We start from the raw sequence: 16239 nt of genomic DNA, 5'->3' as shown, positions 1-16239 counted from the left end.
ACCTGTGGTTGTACAACTATTATAAAGATCAAAAATCAAATTTATATTTTAGCATCTGGAGTTTTTTTACGACGATATATTATGTAGTAAGTTCCATTACATTTCATATTAATGATCTGACAATCCGGAATACAGTAACACTGATTTTTGCTCCTCTTGCCCCTATTTTCATGTTATTTTATTATCAAGCAATTATTTACCAATTTAAGATTAAACAGGGTATCTGGCACAAGATTATAGTCGTTATGGCTATTGTTTGTTCGCCCTTGATAATAAGGCCCTATGCCTGGGGGTGGGTACCGGGCATTATAGGATTATCCATTTTAATAGCACTTGAAATTTGCCGTATTACGTGGAATGCCTATAAAAAAGGGGATAAAGCAGCGTTGTTAATCATGTGGGGAGAGATCATCTCGTTGCTATTTTTGATAATCTCACCTTTCGTCATGAACAATTATGTCAGTTTTAGCTATAAATCTATTGTCGTTAATATAATTTATAATATCAGCTTCTTAGCCCGGCCTTTTGCCATTTTGTACTATTTAGCATCTCAATTTGAGACTAACCGAAAATCATTACAGCAAAAACTGGCTGAAGTTCAGCAATTGTCTCAGGAGAAAGAGCAGACACTGCTTGGACAAAACGCCGAACTCAAGGCCGCTCTGTTGCAGGGTCAAACCCTCGAACGGCAGCGCGTAGCCGCCGACCTCCACGATAACCTCGGCACGACGCTCTCAGCCCTGCACTGGAACCTCGAAGCAATGGATACAACGAAACTCTCCGTCGTTGAACAGGCCGTATACGCGACCATCAACCAGCAGGTGAGCCAGGCCTACAACGACGTGCGGCTGATCTCCCACAACCTTCTGCCCGACGAGTTAGCCAAACAGGGACTGGCGGTAGCCCTGCGCGGCTTAGTCGAGAAGATGAACCGCAACACCCCCGTCCGCTTCCGCCTGAGCGGGGCCGACACCCTGCCCCGGCTTGACCGTCAGACCGAATTTGAGCTGTACAGCATCTGTCTGGAACTGCTCAACAACACGATCAAACACGCCCACGCCAGTGAAGGGTTTATTGAACTGACTCAGGCTAACGGTATGCTCTATATGACGGTTGGCGATAACGGAACGGGGGTAACTAACGAGCGGACAGATGGGCGGGGTTTGCAGAACGTAGCGGCCCGCGTCGACTCGTTAGGCGGAACCTGGATCGTTGATTCAACAGCGGGTGGGGGCATTCAGAATCGGATTTCGGTACCGGTCAGGATACCAAGCCGGGTAAGTTGATCGTCGCTCCTGAACCGGACAGATTCTACCGACGTTTTTTGGTATATTCGTCAAAATAACAAACGTCATGGTACAAGCCCCGCCTTCGGTATTTCCTCAGACACTCGATGAATTTCTTGATTGGGAACCGGTCGATGGTTTCAAGTACGAGTGGAATGATGGGGAGCTAATCCGATTTTCTGGTATGAAAAAGAAGCAGTATTACATCTATGATGTACTGAACGTCCTTTTTTTTGAAAAAGGCTACCACAAAATAGGGACATTCATGGCCGAACCGGATGTAATGCTTACGGCTCTACAGATGCGCCGACCTGATATCGCTTATTTTACAAAAGCACAAATACAGCTTGGTCGGCAGGGGGAGGACGTTATTCCAACGTTCGTGATTGAAATTATTTCGGAGAGTGACCAGGCGTACCGGGTCGAAGAAAAGCTAAGTGAGTACTTCAAAGCAGGCGTACAGGTGGTTTGGAACATTCTCCCGGAACATGAAATCGTGTATGTGTACACCTCCCGCAAAAACGTAACGATCTGCCTCGAAGATGACGTTTGCCAGGCGGCACCGGTTTTACCCGATTTCACCATCAGCGTCAGCGCCCTGTTCGCTCCACCGACGGAGTAAAACAACGGTCAGGACACCAGTCCGTGCTTCATCGCAAACTTGACCATCCCGACCACGCTCTTAACGCCTAATTTCTGCATCAGGTGCCGCCGGTGAGTCTCCACCGTTGGGACGCTGATGAACAACTTTTCGGCGATTCGGTGCGACGGGTTTTCGTCGGCAATCAACCGCAGAACGTCCACCTCGCGGTCGGTGAGGGCCGTTAGCGAATCGTGTTCCGCCGTGCCGGTTTCGTCCAGCCGGGCCAACTGCTCCATCACCTCGGGACTGAAATACCGTTGGCCGCGCATCAATGTCGTCACGGCCTTTTCGAGTTCGTCGCGGCCCGCCCGTTTCAGCGCATAACCCGCCACGCCCGCCCGCACGGCCTCACGAATGGTGGGCGTATCTTCGGCCATCGTCAGCAGCAACACCTTCACGGTTGGGTGCGTCCGCCGTAAAAGCATTGTCAGATCAATACCCGATAAATGTGGCATGTGCAGATCGCAGAGCAACACATCGACGCCCGTCGTCGTAAGTGTCTCCGGCACTCGGCGGCTGTCGTTAATCACGCCGACGACCTCAACGCCCGGCATTGACACGAAAAGCGTTTGCAGACTGTCCAGAATCAGTTGGTGATCGTCGACGAGCAACAGGCGGGTAGTAGTCATAGCGTGGATAGATGTATTTCCTTGGACAACGGTGTATGATCGGTAATATACCGAAAGATAAGTATCGCTGAATCAATTGTTTAGCAAGCGGATAAAACAAATGGCAGCACAACTCAAAGCCGTACCGCCATTGTCTGTTTTAATTCAATCCTGCTTAACTGCCTAACTGTTTCACAAAACTGGCATGGTCCCAGTTAATGGTCATATCCTGAATCTGATCGACGTCGTTGAAGCGGAACACGAATACGTGGTCGGAATCGAACCGGCATCCTTTGCTGGCAATGCCCATAAACTCCTTTGCCTGCGTTCCGCCGATGGTCACATTGACCGTGACAGTATCGCCTTCGGCCGACAGACTGTCGACAGTGTTACTGATGTCGGGGAAGCAGTCGATGAGCAGATCCCAGACGACCTTGCCAAACTCCCAGAACGAGCCGCGCCCGTCGTTGCCCAGCGGCAGAAAATGAACAGTAGCATCGGGAGCCGCCAGCCCAATCATGCGGGCGGTATCGAGGTCGTCGTAGGCGGTAAAAAAGGCCAGACACGCGCCTTTGCGGCTTAGTTCGGAGATAGACTCTTGTTGTGCAGTTTGCATGATTTGACGGAGTTTATTTGTTTGTAAGCGTTGCGGATGGATAATTCGGGTGCTGTTTAACCCTGCGAATCTGCCGCAGGTGCCGGTCAACGTGACCCCACTGGTAGATGTACACCTGGTGCATATTGCGTGGAAACTTCGTGGCAGTCAGTTCAAACTGAGCCCGCATATCGGCCTGGGTTGTGTCGGTAAAGGCAATGGCCTGGTCGCGCAGCCGCCGGAAAAACGTCAGGTTATTTTTGCCCTGAATGAAACCCGTTGGGCGCGAAAAATCCGGCGATTTATGAGCTTTGGTTTCCATAATAAAATCCATGTAATAACTGTCGGGGCTGCTGGTGGCAATGAGATCAGGGCGGGGTGTATTACGGATACCCATGCCGATTTCGCGCGCCCAGATGATCTCCCAAAGTGCCAGGTGCTCAACCACTTTGGCAATACTCCACCGGTCAGGCGACTCGTGAAAGTGCCACTGCGAGTCGGTCAGACTTTCCGTTTCGCGGGTCAGTTCGTCGCGGGTGCGTTTGAGGTTATCGACGGTGTATTTCCGGTCGGTTTCGGTCCAGCGTTTCTGAGCATGGCCGACTGGGACAGTTAGCGAGAGAGTGATGAGCAGAACGGTCAGTGTTCGCATGATTACTAATTGGTTGAGGTGGTACAGTCTCATTTTGATGGTGCCGGGGCTTTGGTAAACACTTCGCGCAGTTTGCCGTCCCAGCCCTGCTGCACATACTGACCATTGTTAAGCGAAATTTTAAACGTCTCAGCTTTCCCTTTGCGCTGGCCGTCAGGCTGCCACGACCAGAATTCATTGGTTTCGGTCAGCATTTTTCCGTCGAACTGATACATGGCCCCGCCTGCGCCATCGAACTGTTTGGTGGTGGGATTGTAGTAGGCATAAACAACCATCGGATAACTGAAAATTTTAACGACCTGCATGTTTTTGTAGTTGCCTTCACCCAACCGCTCTGCCCCACCCCACTGTCCTTCTTTCATGAACCAGGCACCCTCTAAGCCCGCATTTTTCAGCGGTTCAGTAGCCTTGATGCGTTCCGCGACTTCGTTGATGGGGTAGTTTTTGTACTGCTCTGAGTTCATCATGCCAAACTGCTCGTACTGCTGCGGGCTGATTTTATAGTCGAACGCGAACGCGTTTCCGACCGCCGTCGAATCCCACGAGTAGAAACCCACCTTCTCGACGTATTTGCCCCCTTTCAGTTCATACGTACCGCCACAGGCCCCGTTGAATGATGCGGGACCCGTGTTCTTTTCATCGTAGCGCCCCCGCCGTTTGTCGTCGTAAAACGCCCCGAACCAGTAGCCATCCCGGAACACTTTAATGACCGTCACCGAATCGCGGGTTTTCCATTCGGTCATGACTCCGTACTTATTTTTCGTCTGGCGAAACGCGCCATTGAGTTTGCCTACCGGCTCGTCGGACTCGAAAGCCAGCACGGGCAGCAGAAAGAGGAAAATCAGGAGTTTCTTCATCATCGTATATCAAAAATGGTGTTGATTTGATGACAAAGCTACCGGGCACGCGGGGCGCAAAATTGTATAAATGCGACATTCAGCGACTACCCTAAACATTCCCTTAAACGGACACAACCCGCATGGGGTACGACTTTTAGCACGGCAAACTCTGCCAGAGCCACTCGAAGTCATTAGCTGGCTGATAGGGTTTTGATAATCGATCCGTCTATTGACTGATCGACCAGCAGATACTGCGTGGGCGAGTAGCCGGTTATTTGCTGGAAGTCTTTGATCACGTGCGACTGATCGTAGTATCCAAACTGATGGATAATGTCGAGCCAGGAGACGCCGGGCGTCGTGAGCAGGTGGTTCATCACGGCCCGGAACCGAATAATCTGGGCGTACTGCTTAGGCGACATACCGACCTGTTCGGTGAATTTGCGGGTGAGTGAGCGGGTGCTGATGCGCTCCCGAACGGAGAGTTCGCCCATTTTGACCCGCCCCTGCGTCTGAATAATGTAATTCCATACGCTATCAATTTCGCCCGGGTGAGCCACTGCGTTTCGGAACAACCGACGTAAAACCGTGTCCAGCAGGTCGATTTGGGCGAACTGACTTCGCTGGGCCACAAGTTGTTCGGCCAGAAACCGGCATTCGGGCAACCGGTCATCAACCCGAATTGTAGTATCCGTCAGCACACTGGCCGATTCGCCCAGCAGGAAAGGCAACGCGGTGGGTTTCAACACAACCATGTAGACCTGCGCGCTGCCGACGTTCATCCATAGCGTGGATGTCGTCTGACCCAACAGAAACACGCCGTTTTGGAGTCGTTCGAGCCGCTCCGGGTAGATGAATTCGATTGGCCCGTCTTCTCCACCCAGCACAATCATCAGGCACGGCACCCCACGTGGAATGATCGGCTGACGCTGAACTTCCGTTGACAGACTCTGCCCATGCAGGTATCCGCTGATGAACGGCCGCAAATCAGATGGCGCAGGAAACGCTTGCAGAATATGGCTCACGCTCGTTTTTTTATGACAAAGTTACAGGCGGGCTGCGGCCGTCACTTGTACAAATGCGACATCTACAGGGCTATCTCTCAACGTTGCCTGACCCGCATCGGCTGCGGTTTCCAGTACGTTAAACTCCGCCAGAGCCACTCGAAGGGGCCAAACCGGAAATAATGCAGCCAGATGGGCGACCCGATCAGTTGAAATATCCACACCGCGCCCACTACGTAATACAGCTCGTAAAAGGCCAGTTTGCCAAAGTAGCCAAATCCGTAGCCGAAGAAAAACAACGTACAGATAATGCTCTGCATCAAGTAGTTGGTGAACGCCATCTGGCCCACGGCAATCAGCGATTTCATGAGCCAGGGAACAATGCCGGAGCGGTAAATGAGTAGCAGCAAACTGGCGTGGCCCAGAGCCAGCAACATCCGGCGGAGGTCGTAGAGGACGTGGGGCGATACCCGGTACGTGTCGAACGTCAGTCCGGGATTCTGGTAAAAATCAGCCGTGAACTTGACAAAGAACCAGCTCAGGGGCAGTCCCAGCCCATAACCCAGCAACAACGTGGTGAGGTAGGTTTGGGTGGAGAGCTTGTTGGTCAGGAAACCCCAGCCGAGCAGTGCCATGCCCAAAAACATCATGGCCAGCATATCCCAGGCCCCGTGGTACGTAAAATAAACGACCCCGCCGACGGTTTCGGGCAGCAATTGCGCAAAAACGGCTGGGTAGTCCCCACGCATGGCCGTCAGCGTTTTAGCGTCGGCTTTGGGATCGGGCTTGCTTCGGGCCTCGAAGCGTTCCCAGTTTGCTTTGGCTTCGAGTTGCTTTTCGGACGGTTTCTGTTTGGCTTTTTCGAGCCGGGTTGCTTCTAAGTAACCCAGCCGGGATTCGCGCACCTGACTTGTCCAGCCGTCGGTTTTGTACAGCGCAATACCCAGGCAAATAACCGCCAGCCCCACCAACCAGACGGGGCCAAGCCGCCGGAACGGAAACAGCAGCATGCCCATCAGGCCGTACATGAACAGAATATCGCCCCGCCAGAGCAGCACGTAGGCATCGAACACGCCAAACAACACCAGCCACAGCAACCGGCGGTAGTAATATTCGGCCACCGTGGGGCCGTTGAGCGAGTCGGTTTTAGTAGTCGCAAACAGAATCATCCCCGCCCCGAACAGCATCGAAAACAAGCCCCGCATGGTGCCCTCGAAAGCCGTTCCGATAAAGGCGAACGCGAAGTAATCCCAACTGCCAGGCTCTTTCGTCACCGCAAATAGCCCTGAATCTAAATAGCCGAAGCCCGGAATATTCATCATCAGAATGCCCAGGAGAGCAAAACCCCGGATAAGGTCGATGGTTGGAATACGCCGGAGCGCCGGACCATCAATGCGGGCCACCGGCCTGACGTGGCCTGCGTCAGGTACATCGATCTCACTAAGTAGGTTGGTGTCGGCCTGAGGTGGACCAGCAACGTGCAGATCGATGACTGTGTCGTCGGGTTGGGTAGTGGGAGACGTAGTTTCCATACGGACAGGTGCGGGTTACGATAAAACAGGAGTTGGTTCGGGATGGCGAATGGATAACCTTCGGCCGTACGTTAATGACTGCCAGAGCCATTCGGCCGGGCCAATCCGAAAATAGCGCAGCCAGATCATGCTGAAAACGACTTGCAGCAACCAGATTTCGGCTACCACAATGTAGAGCGTTTGCAGACGTAGATCACCGAAATACCCGAATCCGTAGCCGTAAAAGAAGACCGCGCAAAGCACGGTTTGCACGAGGTAGTTGGTCAGGGCTAATTGCCCCACGGCTCCAACGACCTGACGCGGCCCGACCCGTCCAAACCAGGCTCCCCGGCTCGCCCGGTGAAGCAGCATTACTACCCCGGCCAACCCAACCGCCGAAAACGCCCGCTCGACTGGTTGCAGCAAATCGGACAGTGGCAATGTATTGGTGCTGATGAGTTTCGTGAAATCGACTAATTTCAGTTCATACGACGGCCACGACAGCCAGGCCAGCGTTTGCCCCACCGCCAGGCCGATTGCTGCTACAGCCGCGTATTGCCCGATTTTAAGTTGGTTTGTAAAGAATCCCCACCGAAACAGGGCCATGCCGAGCAGGACCATCGATATGATTTCCCAGATGCCCAGCCGGTAAAACTGCCCCGCATGACGTGCCTGTAACGGACGCAGCAAAAAATTCCAGGCGATACTGTAGTCGGAACGCAGCGCAATGACATCAGCCCGATCTTTCTTTTTGTCATAGGCTACGCTCTTTATCATACCTTCCCAGGTCGATTTATCGTCTTTCTGTTCATCGGTCAGCTTTACTTTCTTGTTCTTTTTTTCGAGCGCTACCACCTGTTCATACTTAGTGAATTTTGCCCGCTGTTCGGTATAATTCCAGTAGCCTTTCCCGCTGAAAATTAGTCCCGTCACCACCGCCCCAATCAGCAAGGCCCGCGCTGACAGCCGCTGCAACGCAAACAGCAGCAAGCCCACCACCGCGAGTTGAAACAGCCAATCGACGGGCGATAGCAGCACAAACGCGTTGACCACGGCGAACGCCCCCAACCACAGTTGCCGCCGGATGTACAGCTCCTGCCTGTTCACCGGTGCGCGGTCTGCCGGTGTAGTAGCCAAGCTACCCGACGCGTTGGGTGTGGACATAAACAAGAGAATTCCCGCCCCAAACAGCAGCGCTACCAACGCAGGCAACGTATTGTCGAGCAGGATATGCGTCAGTTTCAGCAGCCAGTAGTTGCCCCCGTGCGGTCCCCGAACCAACTGGCTCACCTGCGCCTGCGTCAGCCCAAACGCCCGGATGCTGACCACCAGCAGGCCCAGCACCGCCACGCCCCAGAGAACATTGAGCGCGGTCGGGCGAGTGTCCGGCCCCGCGTCGGTTCGGGTGAGTTCGATGTGGTCAGTTCGCTGATCCTGATCTGAGAAGTGTTCGGCTGGGGAAGCTATTAGTGATTCCATTTAAGGCAGATTTAAGGCGAAGGCGCATCTCGTAAATGTATGAAAAACAAGCATTTACAGATTATAAGTGAGTCAGTTTTGATTAAGCGGCAGTTAATGCTCATTTACAACAGGAGCCATGAGCACAAGTGAGGTATTACGTTGACAGGCTCTATCATTTACAGCCGTTCAGAGTGAAGTCGGTGGCACTGATTATCGAGTTGCTGGTTTTGCTGAAAACTTTGACACTCGTGGGATAACCGTCGGTGCTGTAGGTATAATTGTACTCCAGATCGTCGGTCAGGGTGCGTACTTTCCGGGGGTTACCACCGGCTCCATCGTTTAGCAGGGCACCCTCGGTCATGTAGTCTCCGTAGTACACCAGAAAATCGAATGGCCAGCCTTTGTACAGTTGATGGATGCTTTTTTTGCCATCATAATCGCTCAGTTGCATCTGGAAAACGACGGACTTATCGGCGATTTTTGTCTTGGTCAACCCGGTGATATTCCCGTTCGCATCACGGGTGAGGTCCGTCTGATACCCCTGTGAATCGACCAGGCGGGTAATGCGCTTGCTGGCATCGGTTGTTACGTCGATCTGATAGCCTACGTAAGCTGTTTCGGGTGTTTTGGCAATGGTTATTTTGCTCAATGCCCCGTTTGTGTACGCATACTCCTCAACCGTACCGTCGCTGCCTGAATGGCTGGCAGCCAGACCGCTGCTATAGGAGAAAACACCGGTGTAAGTACCGCCCCTGCTGTCTAAGTAGGTGAGAAGGGTGTTAACGATGAAGCCGTCCGCCGTATACGTATACCCTCTTCTTATGGGTTCTGAACCGCTCCTTTCGGCCATTGTGAGCCGACAGCCCGCAAACGGGACAAAGGTTGTACCGGGCACTGTTGGCGTTACAGGTGCGGCCGTCTCTGGCTTTTTGCACCCGTTGAGGGCTACAATAAGCAGGAGCAGCGCGGAGAATAGGGGTCGTGTTTCCATTTTTTGAAGTTGACCAGCCGGTCGTTCAGTTCCAACAAAAACATCGGAGTCACAAAACGCCCGTCTATTCAAACATAGCAGGGCTGTGGCGTTTGCCACTGGCGGCTGTAGGTTTAGGATGTTTTAGTGAAGCTCAACAAAGGTGCGTTGTCACCCCTATCGGTGCATTGTAAAAATCGGCCATGCCAACCCGTTTGAGTAAACGGTTAGTGAACCGCCGACAATGCTTTGATAAATGTCCGTCGAGGGTCTGATCGAGCGTCAGGTAGTGGCCGGCGAATGACCAGTCATGAATTGGAAGTCTTTAGATCACGTGCGACTGATCGTAGTATCCAAACTGATGGATAATGTCGAGCCAGGAGACGCCGGGCGTCGTGAGCAGGTGGTTCATCGCGGCCCCGCTCACAAACGGCAGTAAATCGGGTGGGGCCGGAAAGGTTTGCAGAATCATAACGCTCGCTCGTTTACGGGTGTGTCCTACGCCAATGGCCGCCCAGAATAGAGAATACGGCTGTTGAGCAGGTTATAGGTTAGTCGGAAAACCAACGGAGCAGGGGAACACGGACATCGAAGCGTTACGTTGGCTAAGGTGTAGGTGTAGGGAAGGATGCGAAAACGGGACGATTAACTTTCTTTTCTAACCCCTCAATAATGATCACATTTTTAAAGGCCACATGATTCGCTTTACGCCATCGGTTCAAAAAAACAAAAAATGAGGTGATGCTTAAAGCAAGAAACAGAAGCGCATAGCCTTTATCAGCGTTATCCTTCACCTGTACCACCCACATAACTCCCCCTAAAAACCAGACAATCACCATACTTCTGAAAAATTTGGCGGTGGCGTAATAACGCTCTACTTCGACAAACATGGCTGGCTCTTCCTTCATCAATCGCCGGAAAGCGTATTGATAGGCGTCAATAATCGGATGATCAGAGCCATCGTACCGGTCGCCTATATGCTCATTCTTGAATTCTACGACCGCCATAATTAACGTATGCGTGTCTTTCAAGTAGGGAAACAGGAACTTAGTAAACCCGTTCTCAACTGGTTTCTCTGTTTTTATACCCAGAACAGACCTTTTTATTCTGTCGTATATCCCGTCGAGTGGCGAACTCACTATATACACCGTATAGCCTAAAAAATAAGCCGACCCAAAAAACGCAACTCCTTTCGCCCAGTCGTGCTGCAAAAAAGTGGGTGTATGATTAGCCAGTAACGATGTATCGAACATCATTAGAAAGAAAGTCAGCACCGTACCCGGTAACAGTACGGCAAGAAGCTCCTGAAGAGAAAGGCTGATAGTTTCGGGGAAAGGTTTCATTGTCGTAGTGTATTGGCTGTGTTTATTATGGCCTGCGGTCTTGGTGTCCTCCGGTAACTGATTACAGCAAAGACCGTATGATGAAGGATAATTGCACAAAATATCCCTATCGATCAGGATAGGTACTGGCTCAACTCAATGTTCGCCTTCACATACAGCGTTGGCCGTTTACCGGTAAACTGCGTGAACTCCCGGATAAAATGCGACTGGTCGTAGTAGCCGCAGTGGTAAATCAGGTCGTGCCAGTCGGTCACCTGCCAGCGCTGCGTGGCCAACTGCGCACATAAATAACCCACGCGCCGGATGCGGGCGTAATATTTAGGACTGACGCCCACCTTCTGCAAAAATTGCCGCTCAAACTGCCGCCGACAAACGTATAAATCATCCACTAACTTGTTCACAGTCAGCACACCGCGTTTATCGACAATTAAATTAGCCGCGTAATCGGTTCGGTCGAAGCAGTCGCCCCGGCGCAGCAGTTGCCGGTTCAGAAACTGCTCCAGCAGGGCCACGCGCCCGGTGGTGGTCTGGCAGGTACAAAGCTGCTCGTGCAGGTCGGTGAGCGACGCCCCCAGCACGTCGGCGAGGGCCACGCGCTCATCGGTAAACTCGTACATCGGCAGTCCAAACAGGGCAGCTATACCCGTTGGCCGGAACACGATGCCGACCATACCAATACGGCCGCTCAGTTCGAGCGTGTAGCTTTGGGTAGCCTGCCCCGTTAGAAACGCGGAGGGCGTCAGTAGCGACGTATGTTTGTCATTACCAACCCGGTACGCATCGCCGTAATTAAACACCATCGACACAAACCCGGTCGGGGGCGATTCAATGCAAAGCGGGGCTGTCAGCACGTCGCTTTTCTCCCAGACGAAATAACACTCAACGAACGGGGCAAGGTGCGGGGCAGGTTTGATTTTCTGGTAGCGCATACGACAAAGTACAGTTGGACTACAGCGTCGGGATCGGCTGTCCGGTGGCTAATTTGTCGAAATTAATACGTTGAATGCGAACACGTTGATATAGTTTTTACTAATCGGTACGTATTACTTGATTCACTACGCTCATTTGGGGTAATCAGCGTAAACAGACCGACAACAATCCGATTATGATTAGCGTGTGTTTCATTGATACAAAGGAATAGCTGGGTTTACTGGCAACTATCTATCCGAAACGAAACGGGGGTGAGATCACCCGTCACATCGCCGTAGCTCCAGCCCGTAGCAATGCCGCTTTGGTTGAACGTCATGTCTTTCAGCGTCCCTTGGCCAAACAGTTCCAGCTTGCCGGTGGAGTCGGGCAGGAAATACGAAATAGTCCCGTTGTTTTTGGGGTAGTTGCTCTCCCAGGGCCGCGCCAGAAGGGGGTCAACGGGCTGCCCGGCTTTGGGCATCAGCGAGAAGGCCGTTTTTATGATTTCGGTCGTCGTGTAGGCTAATCGGGCCTCAAAAATCACCACCGTTCCATCCATCGAGGTCAGCAAGCGTCGGGTCACAACCCCGTTGTTGTCGAACGTGTAGGTCCATTTGGCGTTGTCGGCGGGGTAGTCGGCATATTCGGTCGTAAAGCCGATAAGCTGCCCCGATGTGTTGTAGGTCAGGTTGTTGACTCCCTTCAAGCCAGACTGGTATTCCCACTGATATTGGGTGATGCGTCCGCCGGTCCAGACGTACTTCTCAAAGGCCTCGTCAGTTTTCCGGCCTGCCGAATCAAGGTCTATAATAATCGACTCGCTCAGCAGACCCTGAGCATCGTAGGTGTGTCGGTAATCGAAGGCCACACCGTCGGAGAACGTGCGAACCTGACGGCTTACGCGCCCGGCCGCATCGTACTCGAAGGTCGATTTGATACCATCGATGAACGCGCCGTTGATTTCGGTCAGGCGGCAGGTGGCCGTGGCGGGGTCAACGAGGTGGTCGTTGCAGCTCGCTCCGAACAGGGTCAGGAGCAACAGCGAGAAAAACAGGGTGGTGTGTTTCATGGGATAGTTGACTTGGTACTGGACAGGTAATGGTTATCTAATCGGGTTGGTGAACAGGTGTGGATAGAAAAATAAAAAGAGTTCAAAATAAGAGGGCAGATCAAATCAAGAGCAGCCCAACCACCGCAGCAGCAATGGCCACAAGCGAGATAATCAGCCAGATGCGGGCGGTATGATGGGGGGCTGACCTCATGAGCAGGCAGACTGCTTTTGATTGGCTCAAAGGTGGGGCCAACGGCAGAACGAGTCCATACCAATATCTTGGTATTCGGTTACGTAGAACTACGCAATTGAGGGCAAAAACGGCCGTCAGGCCGTCACCGGAACCGAAATCTCGACGGTAGTCCCCTGATTCTCGGCTGATTGTAGCTGATACGTACCCTTCATCAGGGCCACGCGCTGCTCAATATTAATTAAGCCGTTGCCCGATGCCTGACCGTTCTGCAAAGGAGTGAAGCCGCGCCCGTCGTCGCGGTAGGTGAGTTGGAGCGTATCGTGTTCGTAACGAAGGCAAAGCCAGATCGCGTTGGCACCGGCGTGTTTGACGGCATTCTGCATTAACTCCTGCACCACCCGAAACAGATTAATTTCGAGACTTTCGGGTAATTTCTGCGGAACGTTCTGCGGCTCAAACGTCACGGCTAAGCGGTGACTTTCGTTCATCAGCGCCACCATATCGGCAATAGTCGATGCTAACCCTTCCTCCGAAAGACTACGCGGGTGCATATCGTGAATAATACTGCGGATGTCATCAATGGACGATTTGAGCACCGATAGCGAGCGGGCTTTCAGTTCTTCGACCGCCACGGCAGGCGACCCCAGCGACGACAGGTACATTTTCAGCACGGCTAAGTTAGCCCCCACCCCATCGTGCAGTTCCTTGGAAAACCGCTGTCGTTCCAGCTCCTGCGTTCGGACCGATACGGCCAGCTCGTACGCCTGTCGGCTTTTAAGCTGCGCAATCCGGTACCGATACACGCCGTATATACCGGTCATTAACAAGGAAATCAGCAGCAGCCGAAACCACCAGGTCGCCCAAAAAGGCGGATTAATCGTGACGCGTACCGATGCACCCTGCTCGTTCCAGACGCCATCGTCGTTGCTGCCCTTCACGCGGAATACATACTCGCCCGGCGGCAGTTTGGTGTAATTAACCGTGCGCCGGTGCCCCGCCCGCACCCAGCTGGGGTCAATGCCTTCCAGCCTGTACTGATACTGATTCTTCTGCGCATTGGAAAAGTTGAGAGCCGCAAACGTAAACTCAACGAAATTCTCATCCGCGCTGAGCGTTAGTTGCTCCTGATTGGGATTATAGGCACTATCCAGCACGCTGATTCCCGTAATCCTGACCGGTGGCACGAATGAATTGGACCCCAACTGACTCGGTTTGAAATACGTGATGCCGTTGACCCCACCAAAGAACAGAGTACCATCGGGATGTTTGTAGGCCACGTTGGTGTTAAACTCGTTGCTCTGCAGCCCGTCGGTCACGTCGTAATTTTTGATGACACCCCGAACCGGCGAAAAACGGGTCAGGCCCTGATTACTGCTCAACCAGAGATCGCCGTTGTCGTCGGCTAAGATACCGTAAATTACCTCGTTAGGCAATCCGTCGGCTTTTGTGTAGTGCCGAAAAACCCGCATCGTCGCTAAGTCGATCAGGTACAGCCCACAGTCGGTGCCGACCCAGAGCGTTTGGCCGGTTTGTAACAGCGACCGGATGTTGGCGCAACTCAGGCCGTTGGTCTGGTTGAAAGCCTGCACCGTTTGATTATCCCGATTATACCGGTACAGACCATGACCCAGGGTGCCAATCCATACGTTAGCGTCCTGATCGGCATACAGGAGCCGAACGGTGTAGTTAGCCACGGAGGACAGGGCGGGCAGCGAAGCCCAGGTTATCCAGCGGCCCGACGGCACGTCGAACCGGTGCAGGCCATTGTTACCGCCCGTCCAGACTTCGGTCGTTTGCCCGGCCTGATTGGTGAGAGCGTGGGCGGCATACACGTACAACTGCCGTTGCTGAATCAGGTTGGTAGGGTAATGCCGAACCGTTTGCCGGACCGGGTCGTACCGGGAGAGAGTCTGCCAATTGGCTAACCACAGAGTCCGTTGCGCGTCGGGCGTGATCACCCGCACCTCGTTGCCGACCTGCCCCGGCAACAGACTCGTCAGGCGGTGGGTCGTCAGTGAATACCGGGCCAGGCCGCCCGTCGACATCCCGATAAACAGGTCATTACCCTGAGCAGCCAGCCGAAAAATCATGGCGTCGGGCAACGAATTACCGGGGTTGTCGAGGTCGCGCCTGATGTGCCGAAACGGGAGCTGTCGCGGGTCGTATTTAGCGATACCCTGACCGCTGAAACCGAACCAGAGCGCGCCGTTCGGGTCTTCGAAGAGCGACCAGATGCTATTCTCGGCCAGACTGCGCGGGTCGTTGCGAAGGTGTTGATGGTGGGCGAACGTTTTTCGGACCGGATCGAAAATCGAGATACCTCCCGTGCGCGAACCAATCCAGACCCGCCCGTTGCGGTCGCAGACTAATTCGGTTGTCTCATTGCTGCTCAGTTGGTCGGCTGCATGTCGAAAATGCTGTATCCGGGATTGCCGGGTGGGGCTTTTGACCAAAAAAACGCCGTCGCTGCGGGTGCCAATCCATAGATCACCCGCTTTGTCGAACATGATGTTGCCAATCGGCGACCCGGTTCCCAGTTGATGCTGGGTCAGTACGGTTAGGAATTGATCAGTTGGGGCATCGTACCGGTAAATGGTGTCGTAGGCGGCAATCCACAACCCGCCATCCGGCCCTGTGCAGCCGCTGAACAAGGCATTATTACCCGCAAAATACGTTTTTACCCGCCGGTTCCGGCCGCTGGCCTGCACCCGAAAAAGCCCTTCCCCGTCGGTCATAACCCAGAGGTTGTGCCGACGGTCTTCAATGAGTTTTTTGATGGAGGTGGTATCGAGTTGGTGCCGTTTGCCAAGCCACTCACCAAAGGTGTCGAACTGCTGTGCACCGGTCTGGTAGCGGTTCAGGCCCGCCCCGGTGCCCACCCAAAACTGCCCCCGCGAATCGGCCAGTAGGGTCTGCACAAAACTGTTACTGAGCGCGTGTTGTCCACCCGCCCGGAACACCCGGAAGCCGTAGCCGTCGAACCGGTTTAGCCCGTCCTGGGTGCCAATCCACATGAAGTCGTCGAATTTGGCAATGGCATAACCCGTTCCCTGCGACAAGCCTTCGGTTTGGCCGTAATGCTCGAACGAGAACGACTCGGCCGCGTCGCCCTGCGGGGTACTCACCGACTGCGCCCGCACGAGCAGCGAACACAGTACCAACAGCATACTCCTGATA

At 53.3% G+C, this 16239-nt stretch carries 15 protein-coding genes; 2 read left to right on the top strand and 13 right to left on the bottom strand.

The features are described 5' to 3' along the window. The first annotated feature begins 446 nt into the window (after positions 1-446). Together ACYVHB_RS01145 and ACYVHB_RS01140 are read left to right on the top strand one after the other, a co-directional pair. Positions 447-1286, top strand: coding sequence for a sensor histidine kinase (locus ACYVHB_RS01145; RefSeq protein ID WP_461048811.1), 840 nt, complete (start codon positions 447-449; stop codon positions 1284-1286). Positions 1287-1353: 67 nt separating this feature from the next. Then, a complete protein-coding gene (locus tag ACYVHB_RS01140) occupies positions 1354-1908 on the top strand; it encodes a Uma2 family endonuclease (RefSeq protein ID WP_461048809.1) in 555 nt (184 codons plus the stop codon). 8 nt (positions 1909-1916) lie between these two features. Here the strand turns inward: ACYVHB_RS01140 and ACYVHB_RS01135 are convergent, their stop codons facing one another. The 13 genes from ACYVHB_RS01135 to ACYVHB_RS01075 all read right to left on the bottom strand — a co-directional run bounded on the left by ACYVHB_RS01135 (position 1917) and on the right by ACYVHB_RS01075 (position 16229). Continuing rightward, positions 1917-2558, bottom strand: a complete 642-nt coding sequence (locus ACYVHB_RS01135) for a response regulator (RefSeq protein WP_461048808.1) — start codon at positions 2556-2558, stop codon at positions 1917-1919. Positions 2559-2712: 154 nt separating this feature from the next. Continuing rightward, positions 2713-3153 (bottom strand): ester cyclase, encoded by a 441-nt coding sequence (locus tag ACYVHB_RS01130; RefSeq protein ID WP_461048807.1) that lies wholly within the window; start codon positions 3151-3153, stop codon positions 2713-2715. Positions 3154-3166: 13 nt separating this feature from the next. Then, entirely contained in the window at positions 3167-3784 is a 618-nt protein-coding gene (locus tag ACYVHB_RS01125) for a DinB family protein (protein ID WP_461048806.1), read from the bottom strand. A gap of 29 nt (positions 3785-3813) precedes the next feature. After that, a complete protein-coding gene (locus ACYVHB_RS01120) occupies positions 3814-4644 on the bottom strand; it encodes a hypothetical protein (protein WP_461048804.1) in 831 nt (276 codons plus the stop codon). Between the two features lie 170 nt (positions 4645-4814). After that, a complete protein-coding gene (locus tag ACYVHB_RS01115) occupies positions 4815-5645 on the bottom strand; it encodes a helix-turn-helix domain-containing protein (RefSeq protein ID WP_461048802.1) in 831 nt (276 codons plus the stop codon). A gap of 77 nt (positions 5646-5722) precedes the next feature. Then, positions 5723-7156 (bottom strand): DUF418 domain-containing protein, encoded by a 1434-nt coding sequence (locus tag ACYVHB_RS01110; protein WP_461048800.1) that lies wholly within the window; start codon positions 7154-7156, stop codon positions 5723-5725. A 15-nt stretch (positions 7157-7171) separates the two neighbouring features. Beyond that, entirely contained in the window at positions 7172-8614 is a 1443-nt protein-coding gene (locus ACYVHB_RS01105; RefSeq protein ID WP_461048798.1) for a DUF418 domain-containing protein, read from the bottom strand. 154 nt (positions 8615-8768) lie between these two features. Further along, positions 8769-9587, bottom strand: a complete 819-nt coding sequence (locus ACYVHB_RS01100; RefSeq protein ID WP_461048796.1) for a hypothetical protein — start codon at positions 9585-9587, stop codon at positions 8769-8771. A 304-nt stretch (positions 9588-9891) separates the two neighbouring features. Further along, on the bottom strand, positions 9892-10038 hold the full coding sequence (locus tag ACYVHB_RS01095) for a hypothetical protein (protein WP_461048794.1): 147 nt from the start codon (positions 10036-10038) through the stop codon (positions 9892-9894). Between the two features lie 133 nt (positions 10039-10171). Beyond that, entirely contained in the window at positions 10172-10909 is a 738-nt protein-coding gene (locus ACYVHB_RS01090; protein ID WP_461048792.1) for a hypothetical protein, read from the bottom strand. 113 nt (positions 10910-11022) lie between these two features. Next, complete coding sequence (locus tag ACYVHB_RS01085; protein ID WP_461048790.1) at positions 11023-11838, bottom strand: DUF6597 domain-containing transcriptional factor; 816 nt, start codon at positions 11836-11838, stop codon at positions 11023-11025. 218 nt (positions 11839-12056) lie between these two features. Beyond that, positions 12057-12887: a hypothetical protein gene (locus ACYVHB_RS01080; RefSeq protein ID WP_461048789.1), complete on the bottom strand. Its 831-nt coding sequence runs from the start codon at positions 12885-12887 to the stop codon at positions 12057-12059. A 309-nt stretch (positions 12888-13196) separates the two neighbouring features. Then, complete coding sequence (locus ACYVHB_RS01075; protein ID WP_461048787.1) at positions 13197-16229, bottom strand: sensor histidine kinase; 3033 nt, start codon at positions 16227-16229, stop codon at positions 13197-13199. Positions 16230-16239 lie beyond the last annotated feature (10 nt).

This window comes from Spirosoma arcticum (assembly GCF_054779955.1).
This window is presented reverse-complemented; position numbering and strand designations above follow the sequence as displayed.

Bases quoted from the DNA above. Each gene is read 5' to 3' on its own strand.
- ACYVHB_RS01145 (WP_461048811.1), top strand. From the start codon at position 447: ATGAACAATTATGTCAGTTTTAGCTATAAATCTATTGTCGTTAATATA.
- ACYVHB_RS01140 (WP_461048809.1), top strand. From the start codon at position 1,354: ATGGTACAAGCCCCGCCTTCGGTATTTCCTCAGACACTCGATGAATTT.
- ACYVHB_RS01135 (WP_461048808.1), bottom strand. From the start codon at position 2,558: ATGACTACTACCCGCCTGTTGCTCGTCGACGATCACCAACTGATTCTG.
- ACYVHB_RS01130 (WP_461048807.1), bottom strand. From the start codon at position 3,153: ATGCAAACTGCACAACAAGAGTCTATCTCCGAACTAAGCCGCAAAGGC.
- ACYVHB_RS01125 (WP_461048806.1), bottom strand. From the start codon at position 3,784: ATGCGAACACTGACCGTTCTGCTCATCACTCTCTCGCTAACTGTCCCA.
- ACYVHB_RS01120 (WP_461048804.1), bottom strand. From the start codon at position 4,644: ATGATGAAGAAACTCCTGATTTTCCTCTTTCTGCTGCCCGTGCTGGCT.
- ACYVHB_RS01110 (WP_461048800.1), bottom strand. From the start codon at position 7,156: ATGGAAACTACGTCTCCCACTACCCAACCCGACGACACAGTCATCGAT.
- ACYVHB_RS01105 (WP_461048798.1), bottom strand. From the start codon at position 8,614: ATGGAATCACTAATAGCTTCCCCAGCCGAACACTTCTCAGATCAGGAT.
- ACYVHB_RS01100 (WP_461048796.1), bottom strand. From the start codon at position 9,587: ATGGAAACACGACCCCTATTCTCCGCGCTGCTCCTGCTTATTGTAGCC.
- ACYVHB_RS01095 (WP_461048794.1), bottom strand. From the start codon at position 10,038: ATGATTCTGCAAACCTTTCCGGCCCCACCCGATTTACTGCCGTTTGTG.
- ACYVHB_RS01090 (WP_461048792.1), bottom strand. From the start codon at position 10,909: ATGAAACCTTTCCCCGAAACTATCAGCCTTTCTCTTCAGGAGCTTCTT.
- ACYVHB_RS01085 (WP_461048790.1), bottom strand. From the start codon at position 11,838: ATGCGCTACCAGAAAATCAAACCTGCCCCGCACCTTGCCCCGTTCGTT.
- ACYVHB_RS01080 (WP_461048789.1), bottom strand. From the start codon at position 12,887: ATGAAACACACCACCCTGTTTTTCTCGCTGTTGCTCCTGACCCTGTTC.
- ACYVHB_RS01075 (WP_461048787.1), bottom strand. From the start codon at position 16,229: ATGCTGTTGGTACTGTGTTCGCTGCTCGTGCGGGCGCAGTCGGTGAGT.